General features: G+C 66.7%; 15 protein-coding genes. 8 read left to right on the plus strand and 7 right to left on the minus strand.

Annotated elements, in window-relative coordinates; translation table 11 throughout:
• Positions 1–19: 19 nt before the first annotated feature.
• The gene (locus tag GJV37_RS26245) at positions 20–646 is read left to right on the plus strand and encodes a methylthioribulose 1-phosphate dehydratase (RefSeq protein WP_170859412.1); all 627 of its coding nucleotides are present in this window, start codon (positions 20–22) and stop codon (positions 644–646) included.
• Here GJV37_RS26245 and GJV37_RS26250 read toward each other — a convergent pair.
• Positions 643–2,112, minus strand: a complete 1,470-nt coding sequence (locus GJV37_RS26250; protein ID WP_024763745.1) for a sensor domain-containing diguanylate cyclase — start codon at positions 2,110–2,112, stop codon at positions 643–645. The two genes, GJV37_RS26245 and GJV37_RS26250, sit on opposite strands and share 4 nt — an antisense overlap.
• A gap of 188 nt (positions 2,113–2,300) precedes the next feature.
• Positions 2,301–2,933 (minus strand): MBL fold metallo-hydrolase, encoded by a 633-nt coding sequence (locus GJV37_RS29465; protein ID WP_205896460.1) that lies wholly within the window; start codon positions 2,931–2,933, stop codon positions 2,301–2,303.
• Between the two features lie 593 nt (positions 2,934–3,526).
• On the opposite strand from GJV37_RS29465, the gene GJV37_RS26265 reads away from it, so the two are divergent.
• Positions 3,527–4,414, plus strand: a complete 888-nt coding sequence (locus tag GJV37_RS26265; protein ID WP_024763748.1) for a LysR substrate-binding domain-containing protein — start codon at positions 3,527–3,529, stop codon at positions 4,412–4,414.
• Positions 4,415–4,630: 216 nt separating this feature from the next.
• The gene (gene aguA, locus GJV37_RS26270; protein ID WP_193453119.1) at positions 4,631–5,746 is read left to right on the plus strand and encodes an agmatine deiminase; all 1,116 of its coding nucleotides are present in this window, start codon (positions 4,631–4,633) and stop codon (positions 5,744–5,746) included.
• 67 nt (positions 5,747–5,813) lie between these two features.
• Here the strand turns inward: aguA and GJV37_RS26275 are convergent, their stop codons facing one another.
• Positions 5,814–6,995: a GGDEF domain-containing protein gene (locus GJV37_RS26275; protein ID WP_065085631.1), complete on the minus strand. Its 1,182-nt coding sequence runs from the start codon at positions 6,993–6,995 to the stop codon at positions 5,814–5,816.
• 216 nt (positions 6,996–7,211) lie between these two features.
• On the opposite strand from GJV37_RS26275, the gene GJV37_RS26280 reads away from it, so the two are divergent.
• Complete coding sequence (locus GJV37_RS26280; protein WP_065085632.1) at positions 7,212–7,475, plus strand: hypothetical protein; 264 nt, start codon at positions 7,212–7,214, stop codon at positions 7,473–7,475.
• Between the two features lie 155 nt (positions 7,476–7,630).
• Positions 7,631–9,028, plus strand: coding sequence for an oxygen-independent coproporphyrinogen III oxidase (hemN, locus tag GJV37_RS26285; protein WP_170859414.1), 1,398 nt, complete (start codon positions 7,631–7,633; stop codon positions 9,026–9,028).
• Positions 9,029–9,090: 62 nt separating this feature from the next.
• On the opposite strand, the gene GJV37_RS26290 is transcribed toward hemN, so the two are convergent.
• A complete protein-coding gene (locus GJV37_RS26290) occupies positions 9,091–10,608 on the minus strand; it encodes an SMP-30/gluconolactonase/LRE family protein (protein WP_170859415.1) in 1,518 nt (505 codons plus the stop codon).
• Positions 10,609–10,842: 234 nt separating this feature from the next.
• Positions 10,843–11,619: an AraC family transcriptional regulator gene (locus GJV37_RS26295; RefSeq protein ID WP_193453120.1), complete on the minus strand. Its 777-nt coding sequence runs from the start codon at positions 11,617–11,619 to the stop codon at positions 10,843–10,845.
• Positions 11,620–11,762: 143 nt separating this feature from the next.
• On the opposite strand from GJV37_RS26295, the gene GJV37_RS26300 reads away from it, so the two are divergent.
• A complete protein-coding gene (locus GJV37_RS26300; RefSeq protein ID WP_170859417.1) occupies positions 11,763–12,116 on the plus strand; it encodes a VOC family protein in 354 nt (117 codons plus the stop codon).
• On the opposite strand, the gene GJV37_RS26305 is transcribed toward GJV37_RS26300, so the two are convergent.
• Positions 12,086–12,976, minus strand: a complete 891-nt coding sequence (locus GJV37_RS26305) for a LysR family transcriptional regulator (RefSeq protein ID WP_065085637.1) — start codon at positions 12,974–12,976, stop codon at positions 12,086–12,088. The genes GJV37_RS26300 and GJV37_RS26305 overlap by 31 nt on opposite strands.
• Positions 12,977–13,116: 140 nt before the next feature.
• Between GJV37_RS26305 and GJV37_RS26310 the strand changes: the two genes are divergently transcribed.
• Positions 13,117–14,649 (plus strand): MFS transporter, encoded by a 1,533-nt coding sequence (locus tag GJV37_RS26310; RefSeq protein WP_038803647.1) that lies wholly within the window; start codon positions 13,117–13,119, stop codon positions 14,647–14,649.
• Between the two features lie 153 nt (positions 14,650–14,802).
• Complete coding sequence (locus GJV37_RS26315; RefSeq protein WP_024763757.1) at positions 14,803–15,057, plus strand: hypothetical protein; 255 nt, start codon at positions 14,803–14,805, stop codon at positions 15,055–15,057.
• 29 nt (positions 15,058–15,086) lie between these two features.
• Here GJV37_RS26315 and GJV37_RS26320 read toward each other — a convergent pair whose 3' ends face one another.
• Entirely contained in the window at positions 15,087–15,668 is a 582-nt protein-coding gene (locus tag GJV37_RS26320; RefSeq protein ID WP_170859418.1) for a sugar O-acetyltransferase, read from the minus strand.
• Between the last annotated feature and the right edge of the window lie 16 nt (positions 15,669–15,684).

Genomic DNA, 15,684 nt, shown 5'->3' on the forward strand with positions numbered 1-15,684 from the left:
CAACAGCACCGGCGTTCGCATGACCCACACCCGCCAGCAACTCACCCGGCAGATCATCGACGCCGGCCGCTTCCTCTACGGTCGTGGCTGGTCGCCGGCCACCAGCAGCAATTACTCGGCGCGCCTGGCCGCCGACCGTGCGCTGCTGACCGTTTCGGGCAAGCACAAGGGCCAGCTCGGCGAGGACGATGTGCTGGAGACCGATCTGGCCGGCAACAGCCTGGAACCGGGCAAGAAGCCCTCGGCGGAAACCCTGCTGCACACCCAGCTCTACGCCTGGCGCCCGGAGATCGGCGCGGTGCTGCACACCCACTCGGTGAACGCTACCGTGCTGTCGCGCCTGACCGCAGGCGACCGCCTGGAGCTGGAAGGCTACGAATTGCAGAAGGCCTTTTCCGGGGTTACCACCCACGAAGGCCGAGTCATCGTGCCCATCTTCGACAACGACCAGGACATCGCCCGCCTGGCGGCCAAAGTGCAACCCTGGCTGGATGCGCACCCGGATTGCCCCGGCTACCTGATTCGCGGGCATGGCCTGTACACCTGGGGCGCACGCATGAGCGATGCGCTGCGCCAGGTGGAGGCGTTCGAGTTCCTGTTCGAGTGCGAGCTGAAGGTGCTGAGCCTGCGTGGCGCCCACAGCTAGGAGGATTCGACCTCGACGGGGCGGAAGCCCACCACACGGTTGCGCCCGCCATTCTTTGCCTGGTACAGCGCGCTGTCGGCAGATTGCAGCAGTTCGGCCCAGTTGACCGGGCTGAAGCGCGAGGTGCTGGCGACGCCGATGCTCAGGGTGAGTACTCCCAGCGGGCCGTGCTCGTGCAAAACGGCGAGCTCCTGCAGGCTGGCGCGGATGTGTTCGGCCAGCGCCAACGCGTCGGCTTCGTCGCTGTCGCCCAGCAATATGACGAACTCCTCACCACCGAAGCGCGCCGCGCAATCGCTCGGGCGCCGGGTCCACTCGGCGATCACCTGGGCCACGGTCCTGAGCGCCGCATCGCCGGCGGGGTGGCCGTAGTGGTCGTTGTAGGCCTTGAACTTGTCGATATCCATGAGCATTACCGATAGCGCCGCACCGCTGCGCTGGTAACGCGACCACTCGTGGCTGGCGCGCAGGTCGAAGGCGCGGCGGTTGTTCAGACCGGTCAGCGGATCGGTGCTGGCCGCCATCTGCAGCTCGGCTTCCTTCCGGTCGCGCTGGCGCATCTGGCGCAGGGCGACCAGTGCCAGGCCGATCACCGTGCCATCCAGCGCGAGACCCAGCACGGCGATCAATCCGCCGCGCCAGTACCAGTCCTCGTAGATTTCCGCCGACGGCAGGGCGACGCTGAACACCAGTGGGTAGCCTTCCACCGGGCGGAAGTCATGCCAGCGTGTTTCGCCGTCGCTACCGACATCGAAGAAGGTTTCCTCGCCGCTGGCCAGGTAGCGTTCGAAGGCTCCGGCCAGTGTTCCGGCAGGCGGCGAATCGGGCCAGCGCGCCAGCAGGGTGCCGTCGCGCATGTGCAGGCTGACGGTGCCGCCTTCGCCCAGGTTCAGCCCGCTGAACAGTTCGCGGAAGTAGTTCAGCTCCAGGTTGGCGCCGACCACTCCGGCGAAGCTGCCGTCCTCGCGCTCCAGTCGGCGGCTCAGTGCGATGCTGCTGCGGGCGTTGCTGGAGTAGGGAATGTAAGGGTGGCCGATGTACAGCTGGTTGCCTTTGGCCTCGCGCTGCGCCTGGAAGTATTCGCGCCCGGAGAGATCGATGCGCCCCGGAATCTCCTTGCCGAAATTGAAGGTGGCCACGCCCTGGGCGTTGGTGATGAATACCGAGCCCATGCCATGGGTCGGTGCGGTGTAGTCCTTGAGCAGCGACTCGCGCACTTCGCCGGAGAGCGCACGCACTTCGGGCTGGGCATGGGCGTGGACCACTGCCATCAACGTCATGTCGTAGAGGTCGAGGTTGCGCTGGATGTCGCGCTGCACCAGCAGGGCGATGTTATGGCCATTGGCACTGGCGACTTCCAGCGCATCGTGGCGCATCTCCAGGATGGCCCAGAGCGACAGGGCGCTGATGGCGGCCGTCAGGCCCAGGCTACTGGCCAGGAGGGTGCTGGAGCGGTGGATCGGCATGCCGGTATCCATACGAAGGCGCAAGAAGAGTGGCCGCGCCGCAGCGCGTGCCTCAAGGCATATAGCAGCTAACGGGCGGATTGTCCGGCGGTAGCGGATCGGTTTGTGTCGCCGGATCAGCGCGATGGCCCAGTCCTGCAGGTTTGGCCATGGAAGAAAGGCCAGCGGGGTTGCCGCTGGCCTGTGGGTTACCGCCAGGTCACGGCGTGACGATGTTGAACCAGAAGTCGAAGCTGTCCATGTAGCCCATCAGCTCGTCCAGCTTGCCCTGGTCGCCCTGCACCTTGAGTTCGCCCGAGCCTTCCGCGTCCTTCAGCGTGGTCTGCTTGAGCATCAGCTTGTTCAAGGTGTCGCGGGTCAGGGTGATGGTGGCGCACTTCCTTGTTGCCCCAGATCGGCCAGTGGTGCATGGCGTACATCACCTGGACGTCGTCGCCCCACATCTTCAGCGCCTCGTTGAGGTACTTCGACCAGGGCAGCGGCTCACGGGTCTTCGCGCCGCGCAGTGAGTAGGTGTTGTGCAGGGTGTGGGGGGAGTCCTCGGCGGTGTTGAGCGCCTTCTTCTCCTTGATGTAGTACATCATCTCGGCCGGCGCCTCGCTGCCCGGCGCGTAGAGGAACTCGTAGGTGAGGCCGTCGATGACGCGCTTCTCGCCGGTCTTGGAGATGATGTCGGTCGGCGGGATCAGGGTCACGGTGCCGGCCGAGGTGGTGGTGCCCAGGCCGGCGCCGAGCTGGCCGGTTTCGGCTGTTCGGCAGCTCAGGCCTGGGTGGTCATGGAAATGGCCGCAGCCAACAGGAACGACGAGCTGAATTTCCACAGCCTGGCAGCTCCCTGGCCATCCATTGCAGTCGAAGATTGCGCGATCAGTTTCATTTCAAGCTCCTTCTTGCTTGATGCGCTGTACCCTTCGAGGTAACTGACAGCGAGTTTGGGGTGTTCACTGCATCGGGTTTCGGGGCCTCATGTGCGCTGCATGGCCTGCGCTGGGGCAGGGGGGGCGTCGGGTCGCTCATCAGCATGCCGGGGCGTTGGCCAGGCACGCGCATTCGTTGCGAATCCGGCCTGGAGACAGCTGGGCCTAGTCCCGTGCAGGATCCGTGGGTGCAGATGGGCCTAGATAGCGATACGGGATATGCAACCGGGTTTTTGCTGCGAGACGCGATCAATGTGCCCTGCACGACACAACAGCGGGCACGAAGCGTATCCAATCTGCATGTTGCAACGGGCTGCGGTCGCGGCGTTGACGACGTTTCGCGGAATGCAGCGAGCTTTCGCGGAGTGGCGGCCGTCATGAATTGAATCACTCCCGCCGCGGGTGGCGTTTCGCGAGGTGTCGGCAGGATCTGCCTTGCATCTGGCCCGGCGTGTCGGTCAGCATGCCGGCCGCCTTTTCGAAAAGATGCTCCGCCCATGCGCCGCCTGCCTTCGCTTACCGCCCTGCGTACCTTCGAGTCCGCTGCCCGTCACGCGCACTTCGGCCGCGCCGCCGCCGAACTGTGTGTCACCGACAGTGCGGTCAGCCACCAGATTCGCCAGCTGGAAGAGCAACTGGGGGCGACGCTGTTCGAGCGCCGGGGTCGCCAGGTGCAGCCCACTCCCCAGGCGCGACGCCTGCTGCACAGCCTGCAACAGGCCTTCGAGCTGATCGGCACGGCGTGCGACGAGCTGCGCGATCCCGGGTCCCAGGCCCAGCTGCATGTGGCGGTGACGGTCGAGCTGGCGCAGAAGTGGCTGGTGGGCAGGCTGGCGGATTTCGCCGAACGCTACCCGGAGATCGTCCTGCACCTGCACGAACAGCCGCTGGAGGCAGCGGGGCCGGCCGCGGAGATCGACCTGGCGATCACCTACGGTACCGGCCCGGCAGACGCGAGCAGCTATTTCGTGCGGCCGTTGCCGACCCTGCAGTTCTTCCCGGTGTGCAGCCCCAGCCTGTTCAACCAGTCGCCGCTCAAGCATCCGCGTGACCTGGCGCGGCATTGCCTGCTGCACGACGATCAGGACGGCAAATCCTGGACTGCCTGGCTGACCACCCATGCCAGCGACATCCGCCCCAGCCGGCACGTCTACCTCGGCCACGCCGGGCTGACCATGGAGGCGGCGGTGCGCGGGCAGGGCGTGGCCATCGGCGACAACCTCACCAGCGCCGAGGACCTGGCCAGCGGCCGGCTGGTCCGGCCCTTCGCCGCGCAGATCACCTCCCTGGGGCAGTACGCCCTGGTCTGCGAGCGTTTGCGTCTGGAAAAGCCGGCGGTGGCGGACTTCATCGAGTGGTTTACCGATCAACTGGTTGATAGCTGATGCGGGGGGATCGCGTAGGGGCGGACGCTGTCTGCGATTCGGCGTGAAGCGTGGCCGGTCGCGGACGGAGTCCACTCCCACGTCGCATGGAAATTCATCGTTTGTGGAGAGGAATGATGAATCCAGTTCAGGTATTCCGCGATATTCATCAATGGTGTCCGCCGTTCCGGGCCGGCAACCTTGGGCCATTCCCCTCCCTGACTCCGGAGCGTCACGATGTCCCGTACCCACTCGACAATGCCCAAGGCAGACGGCTTCCGCCTGCCCGGTGAATTCGAACCCAAGGCCCGCTGCTGGCTGGGCTGGCCGGAGCGGCCGGACGTCTGGCGCAACGGCGGCAAGCCGGCGCAGAAGATCTGGGTCGAGGTGGTGACGGCCATCGCCAGCAGCGAGCCGGTCACCGTCTGCGCTTCCGCCGCGCAATACGCCAACGCCCGGCGCATGCTGCCCGAGCAGGTGCGGGTGGTGGAAATGACCTGCAACGACACCTGGTTCCGCGACAGCGGTCCGGCCTTCCTGGTGAATGACGAAACCGGCGAGATGCGTGGCGTGGACTTCCAGTTCAACGCCTACGGTGGTCTCGACGGCGGCCTCTACTACCCCTGGGACAAGGACGACCAGATCGCGCAGAAGATCCTCGAGATCGAAGGCTTCGACCGTTATCGCGCGTCGATCATCGCCGAGATGGGCAGCATCCGCAGTGACGGTCAGGGCACCCTGCTGACCACCGAGCAGTGCTTGCTCAACCGCAACCGCAATGCCCACCTGGGCAAGGAGGAAGTCACCCGCCGTCTCTGCGACTACCTGGGCGCCGAGCAGGTGATCTGGCTGCCCCGCGGCTGCAAGTTCGACGAAACCGACGGCCACGTCGACGATCTTGCCTGCTTCGTGCGGCCCGGCGTGGTGGTGATGCAGTGGACCGACGACCGCGACGACCCGCAATGGGAGATTTATCAGGAGGCCTACGACGTGCTGCGCAGTGCGCGCGTTGCCCGCGGCAATGCGCTGGAGGTGCACAAGCTGCCGCAGCCGCGGGTGCTGGAGTGGACCGCTGCCGAAGCCGAGGGGCTGGACCAGGTCGATGGCAGTTTTGATCGCCAGGAAGGCACGAAGATCTGCGCCTCCTACATCAACTTCTATACCGGCAATTCCGCCATCGTCATGCCGTTCTTCAATGACCCCAACGACCGCATTGCCCAGGGCGTGCTGGCCGAGCTGTTCCCGGAGAAGCGTGTGATCGGCATCGACAACTCGCGGGAAATCCTCCTGGGCGGCGGCAACATCGGCTGCATCACCATGCCCCAGTACGCGGCGCCGGCGCGTCGCAGCTGAGTCGTTTCAGGGGAACGCCACAGTGCTTGCGCAGCTGTGGCGCTAGGGGCTCATCCTGCTCCGAACATCAGCCCAGCCGCAGCGGATCGCCGCCAGCCAGGGTGCGGTCCATCAGGCGGATGCTGTCGCGGCCGCCGCGCTTGGATTCATAGAGCGCGGCGTCGCCTTGCTCGATCAGCGCGGCGAGGCTGGCCGGCGGCTGGTCGAACAGGTTGGCGCCGATGCTCAGGGTGACCGCCTGGGGCGTGGCAAAATTCTGCGTGGCAGTGGCCTGGAACTGCTCGCGCAGCTTGTTGGCCAGCGCCATGGCCTGCTCGCCGCCGACATTGCTCAGCAGAATGACGAACTCGTCGCCACCCAGGCGCGCCGCCACGGCCCGCTCGGGGAGTGCCGCGCGGATCATCTCGCTGAGCGCCACCAGCAGGCGGTCGCCGGCGGTGTGCCCGTGCAGGTCGTTGACCTGCTTGAAGTTGTCGATGTCGATCAGCAGCAGCGCGCCGGGGCGTTCGGGGGAGATTTCCTCGAACACGCGGGGCGCGCGCATTTCCAGGGCACGGCGGTTGTACAGGGCGGTCAGCGGGTCACGCGCGGCGAGGCGGGCGATGCGCTTTTCGCGGCGGTAGCGTTCGGTGCCGGTCATCGACAGGGCGATCAGCATGATCGCCATGGCGCCCTCGACCAGGGATATCTGGATGATCTCGCCACGGAAGGCGGCGAGGTCGATCAGCGTGCCGGGGATGATCACGGTCGCGCCCTTGGCCAGGTAGAAGGCGCCATGCACCAGCATCACGTAGCGCAGCTGCACCGCGCCCACGCTCAGGGACTTGCCGTGGGGCCGCAACAGGTAGCTGGCGCGCAGGGAGAGCAGGGCGACCAGCCAGGAGTTGGCCAGCAGCATGAGCTTGGACCACAGCGGGCCGCCATCGGGCAGCGCCAGCAGCGCTATCCAGGTCAGTGGGACAAGCAGCCAGCCCCGTGACAGCCGTGCCTCGGTGAACTTCGCCACCCCGCTGAGGAAGAACCAGTGCGCCAGCACCAGCAGACCGTTGGCGAACCAGATGCCGACCAGCAGATAGCCGCTCATGCGCAGCAGCGCGAGGGTGGAACCGAGGGTGATGGTGGCGAAACCGGCGCTCCAGTAGAGCAGCGAGCGTTCGCGCACGCTGCGCCATTCGATGGCCAGATACAGCGCTGCGGCCGCCGCTAGGGCGACCGAAATAGTCAACATGGTGGGTGGATCGAGCGCCATTTCCTGAACCGTACTGCACTTGCGGTAAAAAACGTGATTGTAAGCGCCCTTGCTGGTTCTCCGGTACGTCGGCCGGGTGCTTCCGGTCGGGTTTGCAACCGTTCTGTCGCGTCTGGAAAGCGCTTCTTCCGCTTTTGTCGGATTGCCGAAGCGGCTACTGGCCATCAGACTGTGCGGATTCGTGAGTATTCGCTGTGGGGCTGGAGGCCCGAAGCCATGGAAAAGCCGCCACGCCGGCGCTGGAGTCCGCTCTGGTTCCTGATCGTCGCCGCCAGCTACCTGATTGCGATCCTGTTCACCGTGGCCCTGGCGGGGCTGGGATGGATCCTCTTCTCCGGCGGGCTGGACATGACGGTGGTGAAGGAGCGCCGCTACCTGCTGCTGGGCAGTGGCGGGTTGATGCTGGTGGTGTCGGCCTACATCCTGCTGATGTCGATTCCCACGAGTTTCCTCTCGACCATCCGCCGCGACGGCTCCTGATTCTGCGCCAGCGGTCGGATACTGGCGTGAGATTGCTGCGATATGCCTGACTGGATGGAAGTCTTGATCCTGCGCAGGGAGCGCTCCCGCGGGCAGGTATAAGGTTGCCGCGCGACTCGCAGCGTCAGACTGCCAGCGCCTCAGGAGCCCGTGTCATGCCCGAATCGATGAGTTTCAACCGCGCGCTGGTGGAGAAGTACGACCGTCCCGGCCCGCGCTATACCTCCTATCCCACCGCGCCGCAGTTCCATGGCGCCTTCGCCGCCGACGACTACCGGGCGGCCGCCCAGCGCAGCAACCAGCGCGGCAACGAGGGGGCGGCCAAGCCGCTCTCGGTGTACATCCACATCCCGTTCTGCAAGAGCCTCTGCTACTACTGCGCCTGCAACAAGATCATCACCCAGAAGACCCACCGCGCCGTGGAGTACCTGGAGTACCTCAAGCGCGAGATCGCCCTGCAGGCGGCGCTGTTCGACGGGTCGCGCAAGCTCACCCAGCTGCATCTGGGCGGCGGTACGCCGACCTACCTGACCAGCGAGCAGCTGGGCGAGGTAATGGACAGCCTGCGCGAGCATTTCAACCTCGACGAGAGCGATGCCCACGAGTTCTCCATCGAAGTCGACCCGCGCACCATCAGCCGCGAACGCATCGCCGAGCTGCGCGCCCAGGGCTTCAACCGCCTGAGTTTCGGTGTGCAGGATTTCGACGAGCAGGTGCAGCAGGCGGTCAACCGCGTACAGAGCGAGCAGCAGGTCTTCGACCTGGTACAGGCGGCCCGCGAGGCGCGTTTCAAGTCGGTGTCGGTGGACCTGATCTACGGCCTGCCGCTGCAAACGATGGAGAGTTTCGACACCACGCTGAGCAAGATCATCGCCCTGCGCCCGGACCGCATCGCCGCCTACAGCTATGCCCATCTCCCGGAGCGGGTGCGCGCGCAACGGCTGATCCGCCGCGAGGACATGCCGCCACCCGAGCGCAAGCTGGAGTTGCTTGAACTGACCATCCAGCGGCTGACCGAGGCGGGCTACGTCTATATCGGCATGGACCACTTTGCCCTGCCGGACGACGAGCTCACGGTCGCACGCAACAACGGCACCCTGCAGCGCAACTTCCAGGGTTACTCGACCCACGCCGACTGTGACCTGATCGCCCTGGGTGTCTCGTCCATCAGCAAGGTCGGCGATACCTACGGGCAGAACGTGAAGGAGCTGTCGCAGTATTACGCGCGGCTCGACCAGGGCCTGCTGCCGGTGCACAAGGGCTACCGCCTGACTGACGACGACTGCCTGCGCCGCGAGGTGATCAGCGCGCTGATGTGCCACGGCAGGGTGGATTACGCGCCGCTGGAGGAGAGCCATGGCATTCGTTTTGACGAGTACTTCGAAGGGGCGTTGCGGCAGTTGCAGGAGCAGGTTGGCGACGGCCTGGTCGAACTGCACGACGATGCGCTGGTGCTGCTGCCCCAGGGGCAACTGATGATGCGCAGCGTGGCCATGGCCTTCGATGCCTACCTGGGCGGTGGGCAGCAGGCGCGCTTCTCGCGCACCATCTGACTCATCCGCCCGCTCGCTGCAGCTGTTCCGCCAGGCGGCGGAACAGTGGGCGTGACGGGAAGCTAGGGCTGAGCGCCGGCTGCTGCATCCTTCTTGTAGGTGAGCTGGACCAGGTCCATCGGGACGTCGTAGTACCAGATCATCTGCACCGAATCGCCGGAGGTGCGGAGCAGGGCGATGCGATCTCCCTGGGGGACCACCTGCAGCCTCGGAGGCCGGGAGTTCCCGGTGTCATAGAGTCGGTTGTAGCCCGGTAGGCGGTCGGCGAGCCGGCGGGTATTGAGCGGGGTGCCGTCGCCCGCCAGGAACAGCAGGCCTCCCTCGGAAGTCCAGGCTGCGAATCGGTCAGCCTGCTCGTCGTAAGCGAGGGCATTGATGTCTATATTGTCCAGCGAGCGGAAGTCCTGCCAGCGCCCCTCGTCGACAGCGTAGCGGTACAGGTAGCCCTCGCCGCCCAGCGAAGCGAGGACCACCAGGTGGCGCTTGCTGTCGTAGGTCACGTCCGTGGGCCACGACAGGCGCGGAAAATTGTCGGGCAGCTCCAGCGGCGTCACCTTGCCGGTGGCCGGCTCCACGATCTCGAAAGCGTGGCTGGCGATCCGGTAGATACGCCCGTCCCCGGGCACCAGAATGGCGCCCTGCGAGGCCAGGGGGGCTGGTGGCGCGGTGCCGACGGGGCCTCCGAGAGACCAGGGAACCTTGGCGAAAGTCTTGTCGCTGAGCTGGAACTCCATGCTCTTCAGCGGCGCCTGGGGTTGCTCGCCCTGCAGGGTGAGATCGCTCTGCGGCGGATCCGGCTGATCGATGACGACCCGTTCGGGCAGTGAATACTGTCCGCGGAACGCGTCGACCTTTTCCACGCCGAACAGCGATTTCAAACCCTTCAGCAGGGCGACAAAGGTGCCACTGTCCTTTTCGTAGCTATAGGGAAGTTTGGTCTGGTACACCGGAGCGGTCAGTGGCGTTTCCACTCGGGGGCGATCGTAGCCCGACACGAGAATCGCCCTGACCTGCGTAGCCTCGCTGGCACTGACCTGCCACACGATCCTTTCGTAACTGGCGAGAACCAGCAGCACCGACTTGCCGGGGCGGTCGATGCTGACCTGAACTGCCGTGCCCTGACGCGCCTTGCCTTCCGCCTCGTAGCCTGAAACCACCATCACTTCGGCGCCTTCGGCCAGGCTTGCCGGCGGCCGTGCGCTGCTCATGGGGGCCGGCGGCCGCTCGTCCATGCTGGCCGCTGCAATCGCCGCAGGCGGATTGCGGATCGGCTCCGCGGGTTTCACCTCCCGCTGGCTCAGCAGCACGCGGTTCAGGCGCAGCTCCTGGAAGAGCAGGGAGCCCAGCAGCGCTGTCGAGATGGCCAGCAGGACGCACGTCGCCAGCAGTGTCCAATGCCAGACATCCAGCCGGCTGCTTGCCGCGGCAGGGTTGACGGGCGCCTGCGCCGGGGGCGAGTCGGCCAGTCGCCGGGCTGCTTCGACCTTGGCGTAGATGGCCCCGCACTGGGGGCAGGCATCGCTGGGCAGTGCATCGTTGAACTGATGCTGATGCCCGCACTTCAGGCAGGTTCGTTCCATCGCACATCCTTGTGTTCGAGGTGGGGGCCGCTAGCGTGGTGTCATCCCCTGGACGCCATGCCGGCCGGCCGGCGCACTGAGCATAGCGTGCCGGGCCGCGTCCAGTGTCTCAGTCGGCACGGGTATCCGATCTATCCAGCGCGCCGCCGGCGAATCCTCCCTTGTCGCATGAGCCGCCCCACGGATGACTCCGATCTGCCCCCCTGCGGCGCGGGGGCCGTCACGTCGGCGGTCCTAGGCGCTGTCCGCGGCGGCCTGGTAACTGCTGGGCGCCACCCCGAGGCTGCGGCGGAACATGCTGGAAAAGGCACTCGGGCTGTCGTAGCCCAGCTCCAGGGCCACGCGCGTAACCGGCGTGCCCGCGGAGAGGCGGGTGACGGCGGCGAGCAGGCAGGCCTGCTGGCGCCAGGCGCCGAAGGAGAGGCCCGTCTGCTGGCGGAACAGGCGGCTGAAGGTGCGCGTGCTGCAGTGCAGTTCGGCGGCCCAGGCGTCCGCCGTAACGCCAATGTGCGGCGCCCGCAGGAAGTCGCGGCACAGCTCGGCCAGGCGTGGGTGAGCCGGCAGCGGGGCGAACAGCGGCAGGCTCGGAGCCTGGCGCAGCTCATGCAGCAGCAGGCGCAGGAGGTCGCCATCGCGGCCATCCTCGTCGTGCAGCGCCGGCACCTCGACACTGGCCAGCAGCAGCTCGTGCAGCAGCGGCGAAACGGTCAGCGCCTGGCACAGCAGCGTGTCGCGCACCGGCACCCGCGGCTCGATGTACAGGCTGCGGGTGCTGACCCCGCGCATCAGCACCCGGTGGCGCTTGCCGGCGGGAATCCACACACCGCTGTAGGGCGGGATTACCCAGGCGCCGTCCTCGGTCTCCACCTCCATCAGGCCGCTCATGCCATAGAGGAACTGCGCGCGCCGATGGGAGTGCGGCTGGAGCAGGGTGCCAAGCGGGTAGTCGGTACCGATGGCGAGTACGGCGCGGTCGACATCGTCGACGCTGGCGAGGGGAATGTTGAGCATGGTGACGGGTTTGGCTGGGTTGCGATGATTATTCGTCAATCCGCGCAAAATGGCCAACGACGCTGCGGCTGACTGGCGCAACCTGCTCTGCATAATGGAGTTTGCCGTAGGATCAGGCGGTCATGACTTGCCAGGAGGCGACTATGGGTATCCGTGGAAACGACCGTCAGATCGACAACATCGAGTTCAACGTCAGCGATATCGGGCGCAGCAAGGCCTTCTACGGCAGCGCCTTCGGCTGGATCTTCACCGACTACGGCCCGACCTACAGCGAATTCAGCGACGGACGTCTCACCGGCGGCTTCACCAGCGGTGAGCCGGTGCGCCCCGGCGGCCCGCTGGTCATTCTCTACGCCGATGACCTGGTGCAGGCCCAGGCCCGCCTGGAGGCCGCCGGCGCCACCATCAGCCGCGCCACGTTTGCGTTCCCTGATGGCCGGCGCTTCCATTTCATCGACCCGGACGGCTACGAGCTGGCGGTCTGGTCGGCGGACTGAGCCCGGACCTGCTCGATGTAGCGTCGGGCCACTGGTGATTTCTCGAAACGCCGGTGCAGCAGCGACAACCACGAGCGAGGCTGGCAATCGGCGAGAGCGCGGTAGTTGACTCGTGGCAGCTGCACGCGGCGCACCACCGACTCGGGGACGATGGCGATGCCGCGGCCGAGCGAGACCAGCGCAATCACCGCGACCAGGCTGCCGGGCTGCTGGCCGAGGCGCGGAGAGAAGCCGCCGGCGCTGGCGACCTCCAGGGTGCCGGAGATCTGTTCGGGCAGGATGAAGGTTTCGTCGCTCAGGCGGGCGGCGCGAAGCTCCGGCAGTTCGTTGAGGCGCGAGGCGGCGGGCAGGGCGAGGACGAAGCTTTCCTCCAGCAGCGCGACGGATTCCAGCTCCTCTGGCAGGTTCATCGGCGAGCGCACGTAGGCGAGGTCGAGGGCCCCGTCGTGCAGTTGCGCAGGCAATTGCGCCATGGGCGCTTCGCTGATGTCGAGATCCACGCCCGGCGAGGTACGGGTGAACTGCTCGACATGCCGCTGCAGTACGCCGGAATAGGCCGCCGAGGCCACGTAGCCCACGCGCAGATGCCCGGTTTCACCCCGGCCGGCGCGCTGCGCGCCGCGTTGCGCCGCATCGAACTGGAGCACCGCCAGTTCGGCTTCACCCAGCAGCGCCTCGCCCGCAGCGGTCAGGCGCACCTCGCGTTGGCTGCGCTGGAACAGCAGCACGCCCAGTTCCTTCTCCATGTCCTGGATCTGTCGGCTGAGGGTTGGCGGGGCGATGCCCAGCTGTTCGGCCGCACGGGTGAAGTGGCCGTGGCGGGCGACACTGAGGAAGTAGCGGAAATGGCGGATTTCCATGTTCGTTAGTCGCAGGCTAATGACGAAGGCCGCCATGGCTAACAAGCCCGGCGCGCGTGGGCGTTACCGTGGGGCAACACTACAAGGCCGCAAGCGTCAGAGCAAAGAACGGCTGCGCGGCCGCCGCCGGAAGCCTTGCCATGTCTGAACGTCCCTCCGCTCGCTTCACCCTGCTGACCGCCTCGGCAGTGTGCTCGCTGATCATCCTCGACACCAACATCGTTGCCGTCTCGCTGCCCAGTATCGCCCGCGACCTGTCGGGTTCTTTTGCCGACATCGAGTGGGTGGTCAGCGCCTACCTGCTGGCCTTCGCCGCCTGCCTGCTGCCGGCCGGCAGCCTGGCCGACCGCTTCGGTCGGCGGCGCATGCTGCTGCTCGGGCTGGTGCTGTTCGGCGCGGCCTCGCTGGCCTGCGGGGCCGCGCCGAGCCTGCTGCTCCTGGACATTGCCCGTGCCGCCAAGGGCGTTGGCGCGGCCCTGTTGCTGACGTCGGCGCTGGCCGCCATCGGCCACCGCTTCCACGAGCCCGAAGAGCGCCTGCGGGCCTGGGCCTTCTGGGGTGCGTGCATGGGCGCCACCATCACCTTTGCGCCGCTGCTGGGCGGGGTGATCTCCGCCACCCTGGGCTGGCGCTGGATCTTCTACCTGAACCTGCCGCTGGTAGCGCTGCTCGGGGGCATGGCGCTGCGCAGCATCGAGGAATCCAGCGACAGCGCCGCCGCGCGCCTCGACCCGCTCGGTAGCCTGACCTTTGCCGGTGGCCTGGGTTACCTGATCTGGGCGTTGATCGACGCCAATCGCGTCGGTTGGGACAGCCCGCCGACCCTCGCGCGCCTGCTGCTCAGCGCCGGCCTGCTGGGCCTGTTCGTGATGGTGGAGCGCAGCCAGGCGCGGCCGATGATCGATCTGCGGCTGATGCGCAGCGGGCGCTTCATCGGCGCCTTGCTCGGCATGTTCGCCTACGCCGCCTGCGCCCAGGTGATGATGACGCTGCTGCCGCTGTACCTGCAGAACGGCCTGCAGTTCTCCGCTGTCGCGGCCGGTGCCGGGATGCTGCCCTTCGCCGTCGCCATGCTGCTGACCCCGCGCCTGGGCATGCGCCTGAACAGCCGCTTCAGTCCGGCGCAGGTCTTCGCCCTGGGCCTGCTGCTGGTCGGCGCGGGCAACCTGCTTTGCGCACTGGCGGCCGGGCAGGGGGAGTACTTGCCGTTCGCCCTGGCCAGCCTGGTGCTGGGGGCCGGCGCCGGGCTGCTCAACGGCGATACGCAGAAGAACATCATGGCCTGCGTGCCCCGTGAGCGCACCGGCATGGCCTCGGGCCTGAGCACCACGACGCGCTTCGCCGCCATCGTGCTGGCCATCGGCATTCTCGGTGGCGTGCTGTCCGCACGCAGCGCCCAACTGCTGCGAGATGTACTGGAAACGGCGGCGCCCGCGCAACTGGACAAGGCCGCCGAGATGGCGACCCGTGCAGCGGCTGGCGACTTCAGCGCCGCGCTTTCGGTGGTTGACCCGGCACTGCGCGACGCGTTGGCACCTGCTGTGCGCCAGGCCTTCATCGGCGGGTTCGAGAGTGTGCTGCTGGTGACAGGTATAGCGGCGCTGGTGTTTGCCGTGATGGTTGGCACGTTGCTCGGTCGGCCGATGCCGGTCCACGAGCCGGTGTCCGCTTGAAACGGCCGTTTGTCCGCTGGCGGGCAGGAGGGCGGTGGTTGCCGGAACTGTGGTTCGCCCGGCCGGGTCAGGAATCAGGGAGAGTGCGCGTTGTGCGCCTCGTCTCCGCCACTCAGCGCAGAACGGGCCATCCGTGGCCAAGGGGAGAACCGCATGCAGCAGTCAGTCGAGCCGGAATTCATGGCACCCAGTGAATACCTGACTTCCACGGGCGTCGCCGTGTTGATGTCGCCGCGCTACATTGCCCCCGGCAAGGTGGGCGAAGTGCTGCTGTCGTTGGCGAAGGTTCCCGCTGGCGTCTCGCCGCTGGACGTGGTGGTCGGCCCGTGGGAATCCCACGAAGAGGCGTTCCAGGCGTCCCACGATGCGGCGGAGCGCTGGGTCGAGCGCCTCGACCACGACGCCTGAGGGAGCGCCGTGTACCCTGGCTGTCGCCGTCAGCGGTAGCGCTGGCGGTCGGCCTCGGTGATCGGGCGAATCACGCGCGCCGGATTGCCGGCTGCCAGCACGCCTTCGGGAATGTCGCGCACCACCACGGCGCCAGCGCCGATCACGCTGTTCGCGCCGATGCTCACGCCGGGCAGGATGTTCACCCCCGCGCCGATCCACACGTTGTCGCCAATGCTCACCGGGTGCGCGTACTCCAGGCCCTGGTTGCGCCGCTCGGCGTCCAGCGGGTGGCCGGCGGTGTAGATGCCGACGTTGGGCGCGATGAACACGTCATTGCCGATGCTGACCTTCGCGCCATCGAGGATCACCAGGTTGACGTTGGCGCAGAAGCGCGCGCCGATCTCGATGTTGAAGCCGTAGTCGCAGTGCAACGGACCTTCGATGACGAAGCCTTCGCCAATGCTGCCAAACAGCCCTGTGAGAATCGCCTCGCGACGCTCGCGGTCATCCGGGTGGCTGTGGTTGAAGTCGAAGAGTTTCGCCTTGGCCTCGGCACGCTGGCGTAGCACCTGCGGGTCGTGATTGGCGTCGTAGAGCAGCCCGGCGGCAGCTTTTTCCAGCTCGTTCATCAAGGTTGATTCCTGG

The organism is Pseudomonas nitroreducens, from assembly GCF_010994165.1.
Lineage (GTDB): Bacteria > Pseudomonadota > Gammaproteobacteria > Pseudomonadales > Pseudomonadaceae > Pseudomonas > Pseudomonas nitroreducens.